Source organism: Leptothoe sp. PORK10 BA2 (assembly GCF_034932105.1).
Classification (GTDB): Bacteria; Cyanobacteriota; Cyanobacteriia; order Phormidesmidales; family Phormidesmidaceae; genus Leptothoe.
This window is the reverse complement of the sequence record NZ_JAYGIG010000058.1, coordinates 1-17,979: the sequence shown is the minus strand read 5'-3', so window position 1 is coordinate 17,979 and position 17,979 is coordinate 1. Positions and strand designations below refer to the sequence as shown.

The following is a 17,979-nucleotide window of genomic DNA, read 5'->3' as shown; positions in this document are numbered from 1 at the left end:
ACTGAGTTTGATGCGACCCTTGGGCTTGCTCAAGGAGGTTACCAATTCCTATATTTGGATTACGCTAGCTGATAATCTCTGTAACCTGGGAAAACTCTCTAATTTTTTAAGCCTGAGTAGTTACATCGCATCAGATAATCTATTGCCTTTTGATATTGTCCTAGGGAAGCATATGCGTTTCCTAAATCTCCTAATGCATATGCTTCTTCCCTGATATCGTTAATCTCACGATGAATGCTCAAAGCTTGTTCTGAAAAATTGATCGATTCTTGGTATTTACTAAGTTGAGCATAAGCAAAACCTAGCCCATTTAAGGCATTAGCCTCTTGTTGTCGATTTAGAATCTCATGGGCAATAGTTAACTGCTTGGCAAAGAAATCTATGGCTTTTTGATTTTCTCCTAATGCAGTGTAAACCCATCCAAGACCATTTAAAATGCTAGCCTCTTGATATTTATCATTGGTTTCTTGGACAATCAATAAAGCCGCGCTATAAAAATCGATAGCTTTTTGACGTTGACCTAAATCGTCATAGACCCACCCCAGTGCATATTGAGCTGCAACTTCTTTCTCCAAGTCACCAAGCTCTTGTGCAATCTGTAACACCTGATCAAAGAATTCGATTGCTAATTGATATTGACTGTAAAAACTATAAGACCAGCCTATACGGAAAAATAGATTTCCTTCTCCAGCCCGATTACCAATTTCTCTTTCCAAGCCTAAAGCCTGATTGTAGTAATCAATTGCCAGTTCATAATTACCCAAGGAATGGTAGGCATTCCCCAGATTGCCCATGGAATTGGCTTCGCCTTGGCGGTCACCAATTTGGCGATAGAGGGTCAGCGCCTGTTCCCAGGACTGGAGTGCTTCCCGAAACTGGCTGACGCGATACTGCTGAATGCCTTGCTGAAATAGTCGATCTGCCTCTGCTTTCTGGGCATCTGGGGTTTCGGTTTGGGCTAAGGCGTTGGGGACCAGGGACCAGGGACCAGGGGCCAGGGGAAGGGTGAGGGCCGTAAAGGTGAGAAGGCTCAGGAGCGGGATGGGAAATCGCATGGGCTTGGGGCTGACTTTCAGGGCTGACCTAAGCATATAGTGCTGGGCAGGGTAGACTGATTCAGCTTCAGGTAATGTGCAGAATGCCATAGTTCATCAGGACTATGGCGATTGGATATTGTCTTGAGTGAAACCCAACTCACCCTCATCCCAAACCACATCTTCGTAGAGCATCGTCAGCGAACAGGTAAAATCTATACTCTCTAGAAAAACCCTATCTGACTGTGGCGTATAGGACTGCAACACCCAAAGACCTGACTGACTGCGCCGAAAACAGTCAACGCGGGGATGACGGGTGTTGATCAACACATATTCTTCTAAGCTCTCTAGGGTTTGATAGTCGGCAAACTTATCGCCCCGGTCAAAGGCTTCGGTTGAATCTGACAGGACTTCTACAATCAGCTTAGGAAACCGCTTGTACAGAGCCGTTTCCGGGTCTCTCGGGTCACAGGTGACCATCACATCAGGATAGTAAAAACGATTACGGGCCTCAATCCGGGCTTTCATGTCGGCAATATAGACGCGACAGCCTGTTCCCCGGATATGGCTACGGAGCAAGGTCGCTAGGTTAAGGGCAATGGTGACATGCTGGTCGCTGGCACCGGCCATGGCATAGATAGCCCCGTCGCTATATTCATGCTTGGTGGGACTCTCCGCTTCGAGCCGAAGATAATCTTCCGGATTAGTGTATTGGGGTGAGGCAATCATGGCATTAGCGAATCTTGCATCAATGAGTATATCAATGCATTATAAACCCTCCCCCATCAGCGTAAACGCCGCCCAATTTCTCGGGTCTGGATGCTGTGCCATTGTCAGTAGCATCGCCTGCCGCAGGGCCTGCGCCTTCGTCTCCCCCCGCTGCAACTGCTCATAAAACGCCGTCATCAACTCCGCTGTCGGCTGATCTGGCACCGCCCACAATGACACCATCACGCTTGGCACCCCTGCTGTCATCAAAGCCCGTGACAGGCCCACCACGCCATCGCCTGTAATCCGTCCCCGGCCCGTATCGCAGGCACTCAAAATCGCCAGCTCCGCCTGCAAGTCCATTTGAATAATCTCCGCCGCTGTTAACAGCCCATCTTCCCCATTACCCGCTGCCAGTGCCACCGCCCCCGGCAGGTCCAACACCCCAGACGATTGTGGATCGCCATAGCCCAACAACCCATGAGTCGCCAGATGAATCCAACTCGCCCCTGGCAACCGCCGCTTAATCTCTGCTTCCGTCGCCTGTCCCTGCAATAGAGGTGTCACGCCTAACCTGTCACCAATCAACAGTGCCTCATCCTCAGCCCCCGCCAAGGACGACAATTGAATCTCTTCCAAAGCACCCTTCCCATCCTGCACCCACACCTTTGGCATCGTCGGATTTCCCACCACTAAAGCATCTGTCTGGTTGCCTATTTCCTGTTCCCCATTCTCCATTCCCGCTCCCCGCGCCAACCCCAACACCTGAATCGACGGAGCCGTGAGGATTGTATGCTTTTCAAGCAAGTAAGTCCCGGCCTCATCCTGCAAGGCGGCAAAGGGTACCAGGAATAAACTACCCTGGGGGATAAACGTCACCTGCGCCGTTGGATCGGTGGGTAACAGATCGGCGATGGGGTCAATCAAGAGTTGGTGCAGGGCTTTTAGCTTTTCCGGGCTGGTGTTATTGCGGATGACAGTCACCGTTGCCCGAGTATCGGCAATCAGGGTATCGAGTTCCGAAGGAGGCTCCGCGCCGCGATAAACCGGGCCATCGAGGGTTGCCAGCATGGTTTGACCCGTCTCATCACCGTTGCCCGACAGCTCAACCGACCGGAAGGTGATCTCACCGGAGGGTTGGACGATCCAAATGTAGAGCGCATCGTTAAAAATCTGGGCATATTCCACCAGGGTGGTGTTGGTCTCCTGGGCGATTTGCCGGACTTGCGTTAGGGAAGGTGGGTTAGCCAGATCGGCAGCCAGTCCTGGGTCATTGGCGTCTAGCCGTTGGGCGAGCTGCAGCACAAAGGCCCTGGCTCGACTTAGTCCGAAGGGATTCGTAAGCGAGAATAGATTGGTTTAATACTGTTTCTGCATCCTGCCAGTGATGGGTGTCGATCAATGTGGCACCAAGATTATTCAAAGAGAGTGCTTCGCCTTGGCGGTCACCGATCTCGCGGTCAATGGCTAAAGATTGCTGATGGAAGTCAATGGCGCGCTCGTACTGGCTCAGGGAATAGTAGGCACTACCCAGATTGCCCAGGGAATTGGCTTCGCCTTGGCGGTCACCGATCTCGCGTTTAATGGCTAAAGATTGCTGATGGAAGTCAATGGCGCGCTCGTACTGGCCCCAGGGAAAGATAGGCACTACCCAGATTGCCCAGGGAATTGGCTTCGCCTTGGCGGTCACCGATCTCGCGGTTAATGGCTAAAGATTGCTGAAGAAAGTCAATGGCGCGCTCGTACTGGCCCAGGGAACGATAGGCAAGACCCAGAGAGCCCAGGGCATTGGCTTCGCCTTGGCGGTCACCGATCTCGCGTTTAATGGCTAAAGATTGCTGATGGAAGTCAATGGCGCGCTCGTACTGGCCCAGGGAACGATAGGCAAGACCCAGATTGCCCAGGGCATTGGCTTCGCCTTGGCGGTCACCGATGTCGCGGTAGAGGCTGAGAGCCTGTTCCCAGGACTGGAGCGCTTCACGAAACTGACTGATGCGAAACTGCTGAATCCCTTGCTGTAATAGCCGATCTGCCTCTGCTTTCTGGGCATCTGGGGTTTCGGTTTGGGCTAAGGCGTTGGGGACCAGGGACCAGGGACCAGGGACCAGGGGAAGGGTGAGGGCCGTAAAGGTGAGAAGGCTCAGGAGCGGGATGGGAAATCGCATGGGCTTTAGTTAAGTAGGGTGGGCACCGCCCACCATTTCTGCTCACTCTTGCAACGGTGGGCAATGCTCACCTTACCTCTAATGAAATGCCTGCAGATTAAGAATTTCAGCAATCCTCTCTAAAAAGGGCTAAAACGCTTGTAAAGCAAGCGCTTTAGCCGAATCATCTCATCAGGCGGAACTCGTCCCGAATCATCGCATTTGATCGATTATGCGGCTACGAGCAACGGTTCTTCTACAGCAACGATAACTGACTCTACATTTCCCAAGGTCGAATTTTGCCCTAACCCGTGGTCAGATATCTGACCGAGGGACCAGTCTGTTGCTGTTGTAGGAAACCCATGGGTTTGGATGGCGTTAATTGCTGGATGTTCAGCCGCCCAATTCCAAGCTAGCTCGGATACTATATCAGCTGAAACTGAGTTATCCAGACCTCCTGCCAACAGAGGATCATGGGTAGTAGCTGATACCTGTACTACCTCTGCTAGTCCATTCACAGACAGCAGCTGCACATTATCCACTAGGAGGCCAGAGTCTACCCCCGTATCCCCCTCGTCCATCACCCCAATCGCCATCGTGTACGTCCCTGCCTGGTTAAAGATAAACTCAGCAGTCTGATAGCCACTCTGGGTAGTAAACACCAAAGGATCAAAACCTTGATCTGGAGTAGACGTATCCCCTAGTTCAAATACATAGTTGTTATTAAAGGTGACAAAAGCAAAATCATTGTTGTCTGGGTTAGGCGTATTCTCATTAGTAAGAAAATTCCAATCAAATGACAGGGTGTCGCCAGCTTCTACCTCAAAGGAAGTTAGCTGAATCACCGATCCTTCTCGGATATTGCCTGAGCGAGTAGACTGTAGCAATCCCGCATCCAGTTTCACTAATGCTTCTAGCTGGGCGATGCTGAAAGACCCATCACCAGTGGTGACCTGGGCTTGAAACCGACCATCGGTGGTGGCAATGCCAATGTTAGAGGAGACTACCTGAGCATCCCCAAAGGGAGTCCAGCCAGTGAAGTCGCCGGTTTCAAAACTAAAGTTGCCCGAGGTAGGCGGTGTTGCATCCGTTTGCTGATTGCCAAAGAGTATATCTCTGACAGTTTCACCTGCTCCGACGGTGACAGTGTGGGCACCAGGTACCGAGGGTGGCGGTGCTGGTGTATCCGTAGCAATTGTCCAGCCCATATCTTCTAACATACCTAGGCCAATGGCACCTGGAGTGTGAATCGCTTCAGCTTGCCCTAGCTGGGGTGTCATCAATGAGTTAGGATTGCCTGTTCGGTAGGTATCCTCATCCAGATGAGAATAGCTGGATCCCCCTTGCCAGCTTCGAGGCGCATAGAGTTTAGGGGCAAATCCATTATTGGCATCTACCGCGTTGGCTCCAGCAAAGTAAATATTGTTGCTGGTTAGCTCCAGACCTAGTTGGGGAGATGGATTGGGATAGAGTAGCGGATCCAGCAAGCTATTGCCTCTACCGCTGACGGTAAACTGGTCATAGATCCCTGGGAATCCGCTGTCAAAGCCCCAACTACCCAAACCAGAGGGAGCATCAAAATCCATTAAACCAACAAAACCTAACCCGTGACCCAACTCGTGCAGTACCACACTGACAAAGTCATACTGCCCAGCCGGGGTATTCCCATCGGTGCCAAAATACCAGTTGCCAAGGTCGCTGTTAAAGTTGGAGCTGATATCAGCCTTACGAGGATCGAGGTCTTGGCCTGCCAGCTTGTTAGCAATGGCGATCGGATGCCATGTACCCGCTGCCACTGCACCTGCAAAGTCGCGGATGAACTGATTGGGTCCGGCAGAACCCAGTACACCTCGATCTAAGCCGGTCCAGTTGGCCTCGATTTCGATAGGGACATCAGAGACAAGCAGCGATTCCCAAATATCAACGGCGTACTGAAATGCGGTCTGGGCCTCGCGAGAGAATCCATTGTAGGTAACATTGATAGTGGCGGTCTGGCTGTTATTAGTCAGAGCTGTCTGTACCTCTTCGGAGGGGGCTACCCGAGTAAAGGCATTGGTCTCTCCAGCCAGTAGGGGCACCAACATGCCAGACGTAAATTCAGGCGTAAATTCAGCGGTGCTGGGTTGGGTGGGAAAGGTTTGTTGCCAGCCTGGTTTTAAGACCTCGGCAACGGTGTATGTCCCTGGTTGCAAATTACCAAAGCCATAGTCTCCTCCACTATTGGTAGTCGTTGATGTTTCACCCCTATCCAACTGACCGTTTTGGTTTTGGTCTAGGTAAACAGTCCAGCCTGAGAGGCCGGATTCGTTCGAGTCTCGTACACCATCCCCATCGAGATCATGCCAAATGGCTCCTTCGATGGCTCCGGTTTGGGTCTCACTACCGAGTAGGGCCTGGTGAGCATTCAGGCGACCGCCACTGACGGTGCGTCCGCGTAAGCCAGTCACCGGGTCGGCGGTAGACAGCAGTCTTTCTTTTAGTTGGGCTGGGGTGAGATTTGGGTTTTGGGATAGCAAGAGACTGGCTGCACCGGTCACATGGGGAGCCGCCATGGAGGTGCCATTATAGCTGTCATAGCCGCCTGGAACCGTGCTGACGATGTTAACACCAGGGGCCGCTAGGTCTACTGATTTCGCTCCATAGTTGGAAAAGCTGCCCAGCTGATCGCGGTGGTCGCTGGCCGCGACGGAGATAATGTTATCTAAGTCATAGCTGGCTGGATAGGAGGGCAGCAAGTCATTATTATCGCCGATGCCGTCGGAGCCACCATTGCCAGCGGAGGCGATGAAGAGTTGGCCAGCGGAGCCTGCGTTTGCGATCGCATCATAGAGTGCCTGGGAAGGTCCGCCGCCACCCCAGCTATTGTTGGTGATATCGGCCCCCATCATGACGGCATAGTTAATTGCCTCAATAGCGTCAAATGTGCTGCCGCCATTCGTACCTAGGAATTTAAGAGCCATGACTTTAGCATCAGGAGCTACCCCTGCTATGCCTCTACTATTGTTGGCTGCAGCGGCAATGGTGCCCGCCACATGGGTACCATGGCCAACATCATCGAAGGGGTTACTATCATTGTTGGCGAAGTCATAGCCATAGTAGTCATCGATATAGCCATTGCGGTCATTGTCGATGCCGTCATTGGCGATTTCACCCGGGTTAGTCCATAGGTTATTGCGTAAGTCAGGATGGGTGTAGTCAATGCCTGTATCGATCACGCCGACAACAACACCTTTGCCCCGCACGATATCCCATGCCTCAGGGGCGTCAATATCCGAGTCACGGAGACCACCGGTTTGTCCTGTGTTGTGAAGGCCCCACAGTTGGTTGTAGCCGGGGTCGTTGGGGGTGGCTGTGGGCTGGGTCGACGTTGCTGTACCGGTGACTGACAGTTTGTAATTGGGCTCAACGTATTCGACCAGTGGATTTGCTTTTAGGGCAAGGATGGCGTCTGCGGTTGAGCGTGTACCGATGTCCCATAGCTGTACGCCTGTTAGGGCGGTAGCTTTGAGGGTAGTTGCTCCTAGGGTAGACTGAAGCGTATTTGCCTGAGCGGTTTGGATGTCCGATTTGAATTTGACAATGACTTGGTGGGCTCCATAGTCTTGGCCTTCGACTAAGCCCTGGAGTTCGGGTAGTGTTTGTTCGTATACCGTGTGTGGAGTACTAGAGGCTATGGAAACAGCCGTGGTGGAAGCCGAGCTTGTTGGAGAGTCTTCCGTGGGTGGTGTCTCGGTCTGAACAGAAATCGATGACGCAGTCTGGATAGAAATGCTTTGTGGGCTGCGGTCCTTGACTTGATTGTTAACCGGGCTGGATTCTGAAGATCCCGACGATACGAGGAATGGTTGAGCTGTGTTGCTGATTGTCTCAGTTGGTTCAACTCTCATTACTTTGGGAGAAGATGAGTCAACTATTCTTTCCTGAGTCAGGTTGAGTGGATCGGTTAGGTCTTCTAATACTAGTGCATCAACGGTAGGAATTAAATCTGATACGTTTTCGGTGAGCGTATTTTGATTGTTAGAAAATTGATCTGACATGATCACTCCTCTTAGGGCTTGCGAGGAGAGGTACCGCGTGTAGAAGAAGACTTATTCAATAGAACTGTGCTTCAGATAATCTTTGAGAATAGAACATGTTACAGTATGAATAAGCTGGATTTGACAAGAGATATAGATGCTTTGTCTAGCCCAAAAAGCTTAGAAAAATCGTAGTTTTGAGCATTTTCTTGAAGGCCAAAATATTGAGTGTTATTTTATAAATAGCTGACTGAGGTAGTATGTCGATGTCAGTGAGTGTTGATAGACTGTCCCATTGAGACAGTAGGCAAATCAGTTGTATTGAGTAACAGTTTAAGTAGGTAGACCCAATTAAATATAAGACGCTAGCGTCTGAAAACCTTGCTGTGCGAATACTTGATCTGAAAAAATTAGGCTGACCTACCTAATAAGACAGTGATGCTGTGGATATTATCATAATGAAATAGACTTCATCGGAAATAGTGTGGACAACAGAAACAGATACTCCCTATCCCGAACTTTTCTTCTGTATGCGATTCTCCGTAGGAGAGTCTAGGCCAACGCTACCGATACATTGGCTTGTCCTCGACGGTGACTCATCCGAAAGTTGTGTAATCCACAAGCCGTTTCCATTAAACTTAATCGGAAATAGGGGGACTCCCTAAAATGGTCATGAGCTATTGTCTCTCGGTTTAGGTTCTATGAAAATGCAGTACGCGATATTAAAGAATAAGCCTCGTACCCTGCGCAGCTTGACTGGCTTGAATCCATCAGAGTTTGAAGCCTTGCTACCGAGTTTCAGCAGGGCTTGGGAAGCCTTTGTGTCAGAGACGTTTGAGCGAGCAGGCCGCAAGCGAGCCTATGACGGGGGACGTAAAGGGCATCTGAGGACGATGGAAGACAAGCTTTTGTTCATCTTGGTGTACTTCCGGATCTACCCAACCCAGGAAGTGCAAGGCTATCTGTTTGGTATGAGTCAGGCCCAGGCCAATGAATGGGTGCATCGACTCACAGCGTTATTGAACCAAGCCTTAGGCCAAGAGCAGCCGTTGCCCGAAAGACAACCAGCCAATCTGAAAGCAGTGTTGTCAGCCTGCCCCAGCTTGGAGTTTTTGCTGGATGGGAGCGAGCGTCCCATCCAGCGACCCAAGGATAAGACCAAACAGAAGGAATACTCCAGTGGCAAGCAGAAGCGGCATAGCGTCAAGAACAACATCATTAGCGAGCGAGGCGGCCAGGTGGTGTACTTGAGTGGTACCCACGAAGGGAAGAAGCACGACAAGACGATAGCGGACGAAGAAGCCTACTGTTTTCCACCAGGGAGCAAGCTTTTGCAAGACACAGGCTTCCAGGGGGTATCAGCCTGAGGGAGTAACGATTGTGCAACCGAAGAAGAAGCCACGGGGTGGGGAATTAACCGAAATCGAGAAGGTGGTCAATCGAGCGATATCGAGCCTTCGGGTTGAAGTTGAACATCATATTGGCGGGATCAAACGCTGCCAGATTGTGGTGCAGCGATTTCGCAATCGAGTCGAGGGGTTTGTCGATGATGTGATGGAAACGGCCTGTGGGCTTCACAACTTTCGCCTAGCGCTACGTGGTTAAGCGATAGCAGATAACCACAATCAGAAGATAAAGACTTTGGATTACAACTCCTCACTATTTCCTATAATGTCTATTACATCATCCACGAAGTTATCGACTTGATTGCGGAATTTCTGTACCAGAATTTGTGAGCGCTTAGCGCCCCCTATCGGCTGTTCTACCTCAACTCTGAGACTCCATACGGCTCGATTGAACACCTTTTAGTCTGCGGTCAGTTTGCCATGGCGTGGCTTCTTTTTCGGTTGCAGGACAATCACCCCCTCTGGCTTGTAGCCTTGAAACCCCGGATCTTGCAAAGCTTACTCCCTGAGGGGAAACAGTAGGCTTCTTCGTCCGCTATCTTCTTGTCGTGCTTCTTCCCTTCATCGGTTCCGCTCAAGTACACGATAGGCCCACCTCAGCTGGTGATGACCTTGTTCTTGACCGTATGCCCTTTCTTTTTGCCGCTGTAGTCACTTTTCTCCTTCTCCTTCTCCTTCTCCTTCGGCCGATTGATGGGCCGCTCTGTGCCATCGATCAGAAACCTCAAGCCAGGACATGCCGATAACACCGCTTCTAGCTTGGCCGGTCCGCGCTCGGCCAGTTGCTGCTCTTCTCCTAGCGCATCATTCAGCACGCCTGTGAACCGATGTATCCACTCGTTAGCCTGCGCTTGACCTATCCCGAATAAGTAGCCCTGCACTTCCTGCCTCGGATATTGACGGAAGTAAAATACAATGAATAGCAGCTTGTCGCTTAGCTCCGATAGTTCTGGCTTGCGCCCTGCGCCCTAGGCTCGCTTGCCCTTTTTCTGCTCAAATTCCGCTGCTACGAATTCTGCCTATGCCTGCTCAAAGCTCGGCAGCAATGCCTCAAATTCGCTGACCGTCAGTCCCGTCAAGCTCTTCAATATTCCAGGTTTTCCTTTCACCTCTGCCTAGGCTATTCTCATGGCATGGCTTGCTCATTTCCCTGGTAGTTTTTATTTTACCGCGCTAATTCCCGATAAAGTCTAATGTCTCTACTGGAGAACCCATGGTTCTAAAGGGCCAGTCTGATCATCCTTATTACTGGGCACCGTTTATTTTGATTGGTAATGGCCTGTAATGGGGACATTTTGGCTGATGGTATTAATCTATGAAATCACTTTTCTCGATGACGTCATGACACTCATGACGTCACCTTAGTGTATCCTTTCTATCTCACTATCGTTTTCTTCTAAACCCAAAGAAGCCTAGGCCAAAGAGTAAAATTGTCATTACCATGCCCGGTTCAGGCACAGTGACCGATTTTTCGGATGAGTCTATTGGATGTGACTGACTGCCATCAAGAGGTGTCTTTGGGGATAAGTGGTTTGAACCAGGAAAGTCACGGTGCTCTTTGGGCTGTTGAGAGATAGTATCCGGTGGCAGTTTCTCTGGGTCAAAGGTTATGGACGATGTGATTGGCGTGGGTTGAGGTGAAACCTCGGGAAATTGAAAAGTGGGTAGGGGCTCGTCCGATGGATCAGTGAGCCCAGGGTCAAACGGGTTGGGTAGTTTGGATGAGACATTGGCATCTTTGGGTAACTCTTTCGGTAGAGACAACTGCGTGGGAGTGTATGGTGTTGGTCTAGGGGACTGGGGATCGCTCTTTGGGACAGGTTGGACAGTGGCTCCCTTTGGGGATGAATTTTGGTCAATATTGAACGGCTCGTCTGAGTTGGAGAATACGATGGTGCGCCCAGGATTAATCTGAACGTTGGGAGATACCTTGATCTGAGACTCAATGTCGAGGCTGGGGGTGAAACCGAAGTTAGAGTTGAATTCAGGATTGAGCTGTAGCGTGGGCGAGATGTCGATTTGTGGGTTTAGTTCAGGGCTGAACTGTACCTCGGGCGAGATTTCAAGGTGGGGCCTTAGGTCAATATTGGGTGAAATATCTACGTCGGGCGAAACGTTGATGGGGAATGATACAGGAGGGAGTTTAATGTTAATGTCGGGACTCTCGGGATGAGGATAGTTAACAGGATTGCGATCGTCAGTGGGCGAAGGCTCGTTGGGTGGGTAGTGGTGATTGGTATTGAACCATTGGTTGAACATTTTCCAGTTATTGAACAGATCAATAATATAGGTATTGCCGGATAGCAGTACGAAACTGCCAGTAACGGATATTGCGATCGCAGCAGGGATCCCATATCTAAACAACTGCCGTAGTACAATTTGGGCCTTAGCCATGGTGGGAGTCTCCTTGCCGAGTAAGATTTACAGAACACAGAGGGCATGCAGTAGCCACTCGATGTGGCTTATTTCCTCTGCGCCAGAGCTTATTCAGGGCTGTGAATGTTGGATAGCATCAGTGATGGATTAAACCCGCCAAGACGATACCGTACCTAAGCCCTTGAATAAGTTCAACCAGCCCAGAAGCATAGAGCGAACGTGGATAGAGGAATTTCCCCATGATGATGAAGCGATTACTCCCCTGGATTCTGTTAGCAGCGGGTGGTTTTGTAAGTGTGGATCAGACATTAACGACGGCTAAGGCCATGTCCGATGCGCCGATAGTGGCCCAGGCCGATGGAGAGGAAAATGGCCTGTCCTATACTTTCTACGATCAGCAGATTGCCCTAGTGGAACGCTCAGATCAGATTGCGGTGGAGTTTAAGCCTGCGCCCAGCTCTACCCGTGGGGATAGTGAACCCGCTTACCTGCGGCTACAGCGAGATTTAACCACCGCAGCTAGCCTCAGCCGCAGTGCGCAGCCCACTGCCGATATAACGGTGAAGCCCCTGGGAGAACGCTACGCCCTCGTTGAGCTACCCGCTAATTTTGATGAGCAGTGGGCCCAACGACTCAGTCAATCGTACATTCAGGCGACTCTGCCGGTGCTGAGCCGAGAGGGAGGGACCGAGTCCATTGTAGTTACCCAGGAAATGGTGGTGAGCGTTGAGCCAGGAGTTTCCGATGGCGAGGTCCGTCGGTTGCTCAGTCAGTATGGGGTGGAGGTAATACGGCCCCTGCGGTTTGGTCAGGGGCGCTACCTGGTGCGGGCCACTAATGTATCGGGGACGGCAGTGCTGGCGGCAGCCACCCAGCTAGGTAATTTGCCCAGTATTCAGTCGGCCACCCCCAACTTTGTGCAGTCAATTCCATTTAATGTGGCTCCGCTGGACGTGCTATCAGCAGAGACACCCCAACGAACGAATGGCCTAGACCATGTGCCCGCTGCCGAGGAGTCATCGCCGTTTCCCCAGTCGCTGTTGCCGCTGCAGTGGCACCTAAATAGCCGAGCTATGAGGCCCCGACCCTACCCCCGGTCAGATGTGCGGGCGGTGGAAGCTTGGAAGACCACCCAGGGCGATAATGTGGTCGTGGCGGTAATCGACAGTTTGATCCAGTGGGACCATCCTGACCTGGTGGACCAGATATATGCGGTACCCCAGGATGTGGCGGACTGGCTACCGGGAGAAACCCACGGCTGGGATTTCTCTAATGGAGAGGTGACCTGTGCCCCAGATGATAGTGAAAACTGTGCCTTGGGGGATGGGGATACGCGCATTAGTACCGATGAGCTGGACTATCTGCGGCCTCATTTGCAGCGCACCTTTACCCTGGAGGATGCGGACCTGTTAGCGGCCTATCCCTGGCTGGCTGGATTCATTGCTCAGGTGCAGCCCACCTTCTCAGAAAAGCAGCGGGCGGACTATCTGCGGCAGATTATTCAGTCGGAAATTGGCAGTGAATTTCATGGCACCTGGTCCGCTGGGGTGATTGCAGCGAATCCTGCCGATCGGCAAGGGGTGGTGGGAGTTGCTCCGGCGGCCCAGATTTTACCAGTGCGGGTGTTTGGCCTGGGTGGGGAGATTACCTCAGCAGCGCTGATCGAGGCCATTGGCTACGCCGCTGCGCGAGATGTGGATGTGATCAATATGAGCCTGGGTGGGTTGTTGCCAGACCAGGCGCTAAGCGATCAGGTGTTTCGAATTTTAGATGCATATCCGGACCTGGTGATTGTGGCTTCGGCGGGCAATGACCAGCTGGATGGGGTGTCGTTCCCGGCGGCGCTACCAGGAGTAATTTCGGTGGGGGCGACCAATGTACAGGGGAATCGCAGCTATTACAGCAGCTATGGGGCGGGGCTAGATTTGGTGGCTCCCGGTGGTGAGACCAACCAGCAGCAGTCGGGAGGTATCTTGACGGCGGGGGGGACTTGGGTTTCCGGATTTTGGCAGGGGGTGGAGCGGCCACAGGTAAGCTGGGGTTCGACGCTAGACCCAGTGGGGCTATATGTGCAGGTGCAGGGGACGTCATTTGCGGCGCCGACAGTTAGTGGGGTATTGGCGTTGATGCGGTCGGTAGATGGGGCGGAGCAGCTGGACCGAGACGAGCTGACAGCGATTTTGGGACAGACGGCGGACTATGGGCCGTTGGTGCTGAGTCAGGCGGATGAGAATCAGTATCGGCTGCAGGCGTCTGCGGGCTTTGGGACGGCTGGGGATTTTCCCTTTGTGCGGCCTTCGGGGATTAGTGGACCGGTGGAGGCGATTGCACCAGAGGTGTATTTCTTTGGGCAGGGGTTGGTGGATGCTGTGGAGGCAGTTAAGGCGGTAGCAGAGGTGGTTGAGGAGAGGGGTTGAGTTTTCTGGGGGGTGGGGGTCATAGTGAGGATAGGTGGCCCCTGCCATTGGTTTTGGTTGATGGATGGATTGTAGTCTACCCCTCGGAGTCATGGTGAGATTGTTGCGTGTTTCGTTGGTTGTGCTGTTGTCGACGGTGGTGACAGAGGTTGGAGCGGTGGCCCAAGTGTCAGGGCAGCGATCTGTGGAGAGCGTTCTACGGCATAGGTCAGACGGGTTAAATGACAGATTAGATGACAGGCAACCATTAGAAGCGTGGCCATTGAAACAGGCAGATTTTTCGATCCGCGATCATAGCTGGACGCAGCAGGCTCACATTGACTGGTCTGCATTGCTTTTACCAACAAATCGTCAGAAGCAAACGGAGGTGATGCTACAAATCCCGTTCGAGCGCAGTGGTGTCTTAGAAGCAGGGGATGATGCTTTTGAGGATGGAGGTCTCTATGATGTATATCGGTTTGAGGGGCAGGCGGGGCAGATTATTAAAATTAACCTAGCCAGCGAAGACTTTGATACTCGTCTTTTATTGCTAGATGCAGATCAAGCACAGATCGCGAGCAATGATGACAGTAACGACAGCACAAACTCAATACTGGCATGGCGCCTGCCAACGTCAGGTGAATATTATCTGTTAGTGGCAGCCTATGGAGAGGATGGGCAAGGAACCTATCAGTTAAAAGGAACGATGGGAAGTGAGCAAGAGGCCAAGCAAACAGAGGCCGATCAGCTCTTGGATGAGTCTCAGAATCTACGGAGCACTGCCCGCTGGCAGGAATCTCTGGCAAAGTTAGAGCAAGCCTTACTGCTGTACCAAGAAATTGGCGATCGCAGTGGCGAAGGCACCACCCTCAACAATATTGGTCTTGTTTACGATAACTTGGGTCAGTATCCCCAGGCCCTCGATTATTACAACCAGGCCCTCGCCATCTTCCGCGACATCGGCGATCGCAGTGGCGAAGGCACCACCCTCAACAATATTGGTCTTGTTTATCGTCACTTGGGTCAGTACCCCCAGGCCCTCGATTATTACAACCAGGCCTTCGCCATCAGCCGCGACATCGGCGATCGCAGTGGTGAAGGCATCACCCTCAACAATATTGGGGCTGTTTACAATAACTTGGGTCAGTACCCCCAGGCCCTCGATTATTACAACCAGGCCCTCGCCATCAGACGCGACATCGGCGATCGCCGTGGTGAAGGCACCACCCTCAACAATATTGGGGCTGTTTACAATAACTTGGGTCAGTACCCCCAGGCCCTTGATTATTACGACCAGGCCCTCGCCATCAGACGCGACATCGGCGATCTCAGTGGCGAAGGCACCACCCTCAACAATATTGGGGCTGTTTACAATAACTTGGGTCAGTACCCCCAGGCCCTCGATTATTATAACCAGGCCCTCGCCATCAGACGCGACATCGGCGATCGCCGTGGTGAAGGCATCACCCTCAACAATATTGGGGCTGTTTACAATAACTTGGGTCAGTACCCCCAGGCCCTCGATTATTACAACCAGGCCCTCGCCATCAGCCGCGACATCGGCGATCTCAGTGGTGAAGGCACCACCCTCAACAATATTGGTCTTGTTTACGATAACTTGGGTCAGTACCTCCAGGCCCTTGATTATTACGACCAGGCCCTCGCCATCAGCCGCGACATCGGCGATCGCAGTGGCGAAGGCACCACCCTCAACAATATTGGAGGTGTTTACGATAGCTTGGGACAATACCCCCAGGCCCTCGATTATTACGACCAGGCCCTCGCCATCAGACACGACATCGGTGATCTCAGTGGTGAAGGCACCACCCTCAACAATATTGGAGGTGTTTATCGTCAATTGGGTCAGTACCCCCAAGCCCTCGATTATTACGACCAGGCCCTCGCCATCAGACGCGACATCGACGATCGCAGTGGCGAAGGCATCACCCTCAACAATATTGGGGCTGTTTACGATAGCTTGGGTCAGTACCCCCAGGCCCTCGATTATTACGACCAGGCCCTCGTCATCTTCCGCGACATCGACGATCGCAGTGGCGAAGGCCGCACCCTCAACAATATTGGCTTGTTGTTAGACACGACAGAAGAACCAGAACTAGCGATTATTTTTCTCAAGCAGTCGGTTAATGTCTACGAAGACATTCGTGGGGGCAACCAAGCCTTAACCCAGGAGCAGCAGCAGTCTTACACAAATACCATCGCTAGCACCTACCGTAAGCTAGCCGATCTCCTTCTCCAAGAAGACCGAGTTCTAGAAGCCCAAGCAATTCTTGACCTCCTCCGCACCCAAGAGCTCGAAGACTATTTCCAGGATGTTCGCAGCTCCAGCAACACTAATAATGATGTCGACTACTGGAAACCTGAGGAAACTATCCTCGCCCTATACCAACAGTTCATCAGCAACAAAACAGAACTGGCTAACCTCAGAGCCCAAGACTACAATATCCTCTCCCCAGGCCAGCGCCAACGCCTCAGCGAACTAAGATCCCAAGAGAGTACACTGACTACCAGTTTTAATGATTTTATCGAGCGTGCCGACGTCCAAGCAGATGTTGCCGCCCTCCGCCAAGCCACCACAGGCGACATCGAACTCGACACCCTCATAGACTTACAAAACAACATCGCCAACCTACCCAATGCCCTGGTAATTTACCCCCTAATTTTCGAAGACCGTCTTGAAATTATTCTGGTCCCCTCCGATGCACCGCCCATCCGTCGCCGCGTCGAAGTGACATCCAAAGAACTCAACCAGGCCATTCTCGACTACCGCGACATTCTTCGTAGCCCCAGCCGCCCCGCCAAACCCGCTGCCCAAAAACTCTACAACTGGCTAATCGCCGCAATCGAACCGGACCTGAAGGCCCTTGGCACCCAAACCATTGTCTATTCCCCTGATGGTGCCCTGCGCTATATTCCCCTCGCCGCCCTCTACGATGGCCGCCAATGGATGGCCGAGCGCTTTGCCATTACCCACATCACTAACAAATCCCAAAGTGACCTGGGGGATCATCCCACCCCCAACCCCCGCATTCTCGCCGGGGCCTGTGCCAAATGCAGCTTTACCCACACCGTTGGTGACGAGCCCTATTCCTTTCAAGATCTGCCCTTCACCCGCACCGAGGTCACTAACCTAGCCGAGCAACTGCCAGACACCGACATTCTCCTCGACCGAAACTTTAGCAAAACCGAAACCGTAAACCGCCTAGGCAGCTACAACATTATCCACCTCGCCACCCATGGCGCATTTGTCTCCAGTAGTCCCGACGAGTCATTTATTCTCTTTGGTGATGACGGTGATGACAAGGTGGCCACCCTTCGAGAAATGCGCAGTTGGCCCTTACGAGATGTTGATCTCGTCGTGCTCAGTGCCTGTGAAACGGGCGTAGGCAGCCAAGATCTAGGCAACGGTATTGAAGTTCTCGGTCTGGGCTATCAGCTAGAGCGAGCCGGTGCCAAATCTGTTATTGCCTCTCTCTGGCGCGTAGACGATGGCGGCACCCAATCCCTGATGAATGCCTTTTACCTCGCTCTCAGTGAAGGATTTCCCAAAGCCGAAGCCCTCCGCCGAGCCCAGCTCGCCCTGATTAAAAATGACCTATCGGTTATCGCCGGAGAACCCAGAGCCTCCATTAATATCCTCAATGCTGACACAGGCGAACCCATCCGTTTGAATGCCAGTCCCGATCATCCTTTCTACTGGGCACCGTTCATCTTAATTGGCAATGGTCTATAGAGCGGATTTAGACAACCTCGCCAGGGCGAACGCATACGTTTCTTTACAATTTGGGTGAAGTGCTAGAAGCCTTTACTTGAGCCAATACCTTAAGCAGATATCGGTCATCCCAGCCTGCTTTCATGCGCTTGGCGTGGGTGCCACATTT

General features: G+C 52.0%; 9 protein-coding genes and 2 pseudogenes. 4 read left to right on the top strand and 7 right to left on the bottom strand.

Annotation, left to right across the window (positions count from 1 at the left end; all coding sequences use genetic code 11):
• Nucleotides 1-98: 98 nt before the first annotated feature.
• The 4 genes and pseudogenes from VB741_RS12740 to VB741_RS12715 all read right to left on the bottom strand — a co-directional run bounded on the left by VB741_RS12740 (nt 99) and on the right by VB741_RS12715 (nt 7,923).
• Nucleotides 99-1,055 (bottom strand): tetratricopeptide repeat protein, encoded by a 957-nt coding sequence (locus VB741_RS12740; RefSeq protein ID WP_323365560.1) that lies wholly within the window; start codon nt 1,053-1,055, stop codon nt 99-101.
• A 102-nt stretch (nt 1,056-1,157) separates the two neighbouring features.
• Nucleotides 1,158-1,763 (bottom strand): Uma2 family endonuclease, encoded by a 606-nt coding sequence (locus tag VB741_RS12735; protein ID WP_323365559.1) that lies wholly within the window; start codon nt 1,761-1,763, stop codon nt 1,158-1,160.
• A gap of 39 nt (nt 1,764-1,802) precedes the next feature.
• Nucleotides 1,803-3,907: pseudogene (locus tag VB741_RS26380) on the bottom strand (CHAT domain-containing protein).
• A 209-nt stretch (nt 3,908-4,116) separates the two neighbouring features.
• Complete coding sequence (locus VB741_RS12715; protein WP_323365555.1) at nt 4,117-7,923, bottom strand: S8 family serine peptidase; 3,807 nt, start codon at nt 7,921-7,923, stop codon at nt 4,117-4,119.
• A 680-nt stretch (nt 7,924-8,603) separates the two neighbouring features.
• On the opposite strand from VB741_RS12715, the gene VB741_RS12710 reads away from it, so the two are divergent.
• Together VB741_RS12710 and VB741_RS26375 are read left to right on the top strand one after the other, a co-directional pair.
• The gene (locus VB741_RS12710) at nt 8,604-9,269 is read left to right on the top strand and encodes a transposase family protein (protein ID WP_442786354.1); all 666 of its coding nucleotides are present in this window, start codon (nt 8,604-8,606) and stop codon (nt 9,267-9,269) included.
• Between the two features lie 13 nt (nt 9,270-9,282).
• Nucleotides 9,283-9,507: a transposase family protein gene (locus VB741_RS26375; RefSeq protein WP_442786353.1), complete on the top strand. Its 225-nt coding sequence runs from the start codon at nt 9,283-9,285 to the stop codon at nt 9,505-9,507.
• Between the two features lie 397 nt (nt 9,508-9,904).
• Here the strand turns inward: VB741_RS26375 and VB741_RS26370 are convergent, their stop codons facing one another.
• The 3 genes and pseudogenes from VB741_RS26370 to VB741_RS12700 form a co-directional block, all read right to left on the bottom strand.
• Nucleotides 9,905-10,123 carry a hypothetical protein gene (locus tag VB741_RS26370; protein ID WP_442786352.1) on the bottom strand — a complete coding sequence of 73 codons (219 nt, stop codon included), beginning with the start codon at nt 10,121-10,123 and terminating at the stop codon, nt 9,905-9,907.
• Between the two features lie 42 nt (nt 10,124-10,165).
• Nucleotides 10,166-10,225: pseudogene (locus VB741_RS26365) on the bottom strand (hypothetical protein); the annotation flags it as partial.
• A 466-nt stretch (nt 10,226-10,691) separates the two neighbouring features.
• Nucleotides 10,692-11,702 carry a hypothetical protein gene (locus VB741_RS12700; protein ID WP_323365554.1) on the bottom strand — a complete coding sequence of 337 codons (1,011 nt, stop codon included), beginning with the start codon at nt 11,700-11,702 and terminating at the stop codon, nt 10,692-10,694.
• Between the two features lie 221 nt (nt 11,703-11,923).
• On the opposite strand from VB741_RS12700, the gene VB741_RS12695 reads away from it, so the two are divergent.
• The gene (locus VB741_RS12695) at nt 11,924-14,101 is read left to right on the top strand and encodes a S8 family serine peptidase (RefSeq protein ID WP_323365553.1); all 2,178 of its coding nucleotides are present in this window, start codon (nt 11,924-11,926) and stop codon (nt 14,099-14,101) included.
• A 91-nt stretch (nt 14,102-14,192) separates the two neighbouring features.
• Nucleotides 14,193-17,831: a CHAT domain-containing protein gene (locus tag VB741_RS12690; RefSeq protein WP_323365552.1), complete on the top strand. Its 3,639-nt coding sequence runs from the start codon at nt 14,193-14,195 to the stop codon at nt 17,829-17,831.
• The last annotated feature ends 148 nt before the right edge of the window (nt 17,832-17,979 follow it).

Excerpts from the sequence above, each read along its gene's own strand:
- VB741_RS12740 (WP_323365560.1), bottom strand. The coding sequence starts at position 1,055 with ATGCGATTTCCCATCCCGCTCCTGAGCCTTCTCACCTTTACGGCCCTC.
- VB741_RS12735 (WP_323365559.1), bottom strand. The coding sequence starts at position 1,763 with ATGATTGCCTCACCCCAATACACTAATCCGGAAGATTATCTTCGGCTC.
- VB741_RS12715 (WP_323365555.1), bottom strand. The coding sequence starts at position 7,923 with ATGTCAGATCAATTTTCTAACAATCAAAATACGCTCACCGAAAACGTA.
- VB741_RS12710 (WP_442786354.1), top strand. The coding sequence starts at position 8,604 with ATGAAAATGCAGTACGCGATATTAAAGAATAAGCCTCGTACCCTGCGC.
- VB741_RS12700 (WP_323365554.1), bottom strand. The coding sequence starts at position 11,702 with ATGGCTAAGGCCCAAATTGTACTACGGCAGTTGTTTAGATATGGGATC.
- VB741_RS12695 (WP_323365553.1), top strand. The coding sequence starts at position 11,924 with ATGATGATGAAGCGATTACTCCCCTGGATTCTGTTAGCAGCGGGTGGT.
- VB741_RS12690 (WP_323365552.1), top strand. The coding sequence starts at position 14,193 with ATGGTGAGATTGTTGCGTGTTTCGTTGGTTGTGCTGTTGTCGACGGTG.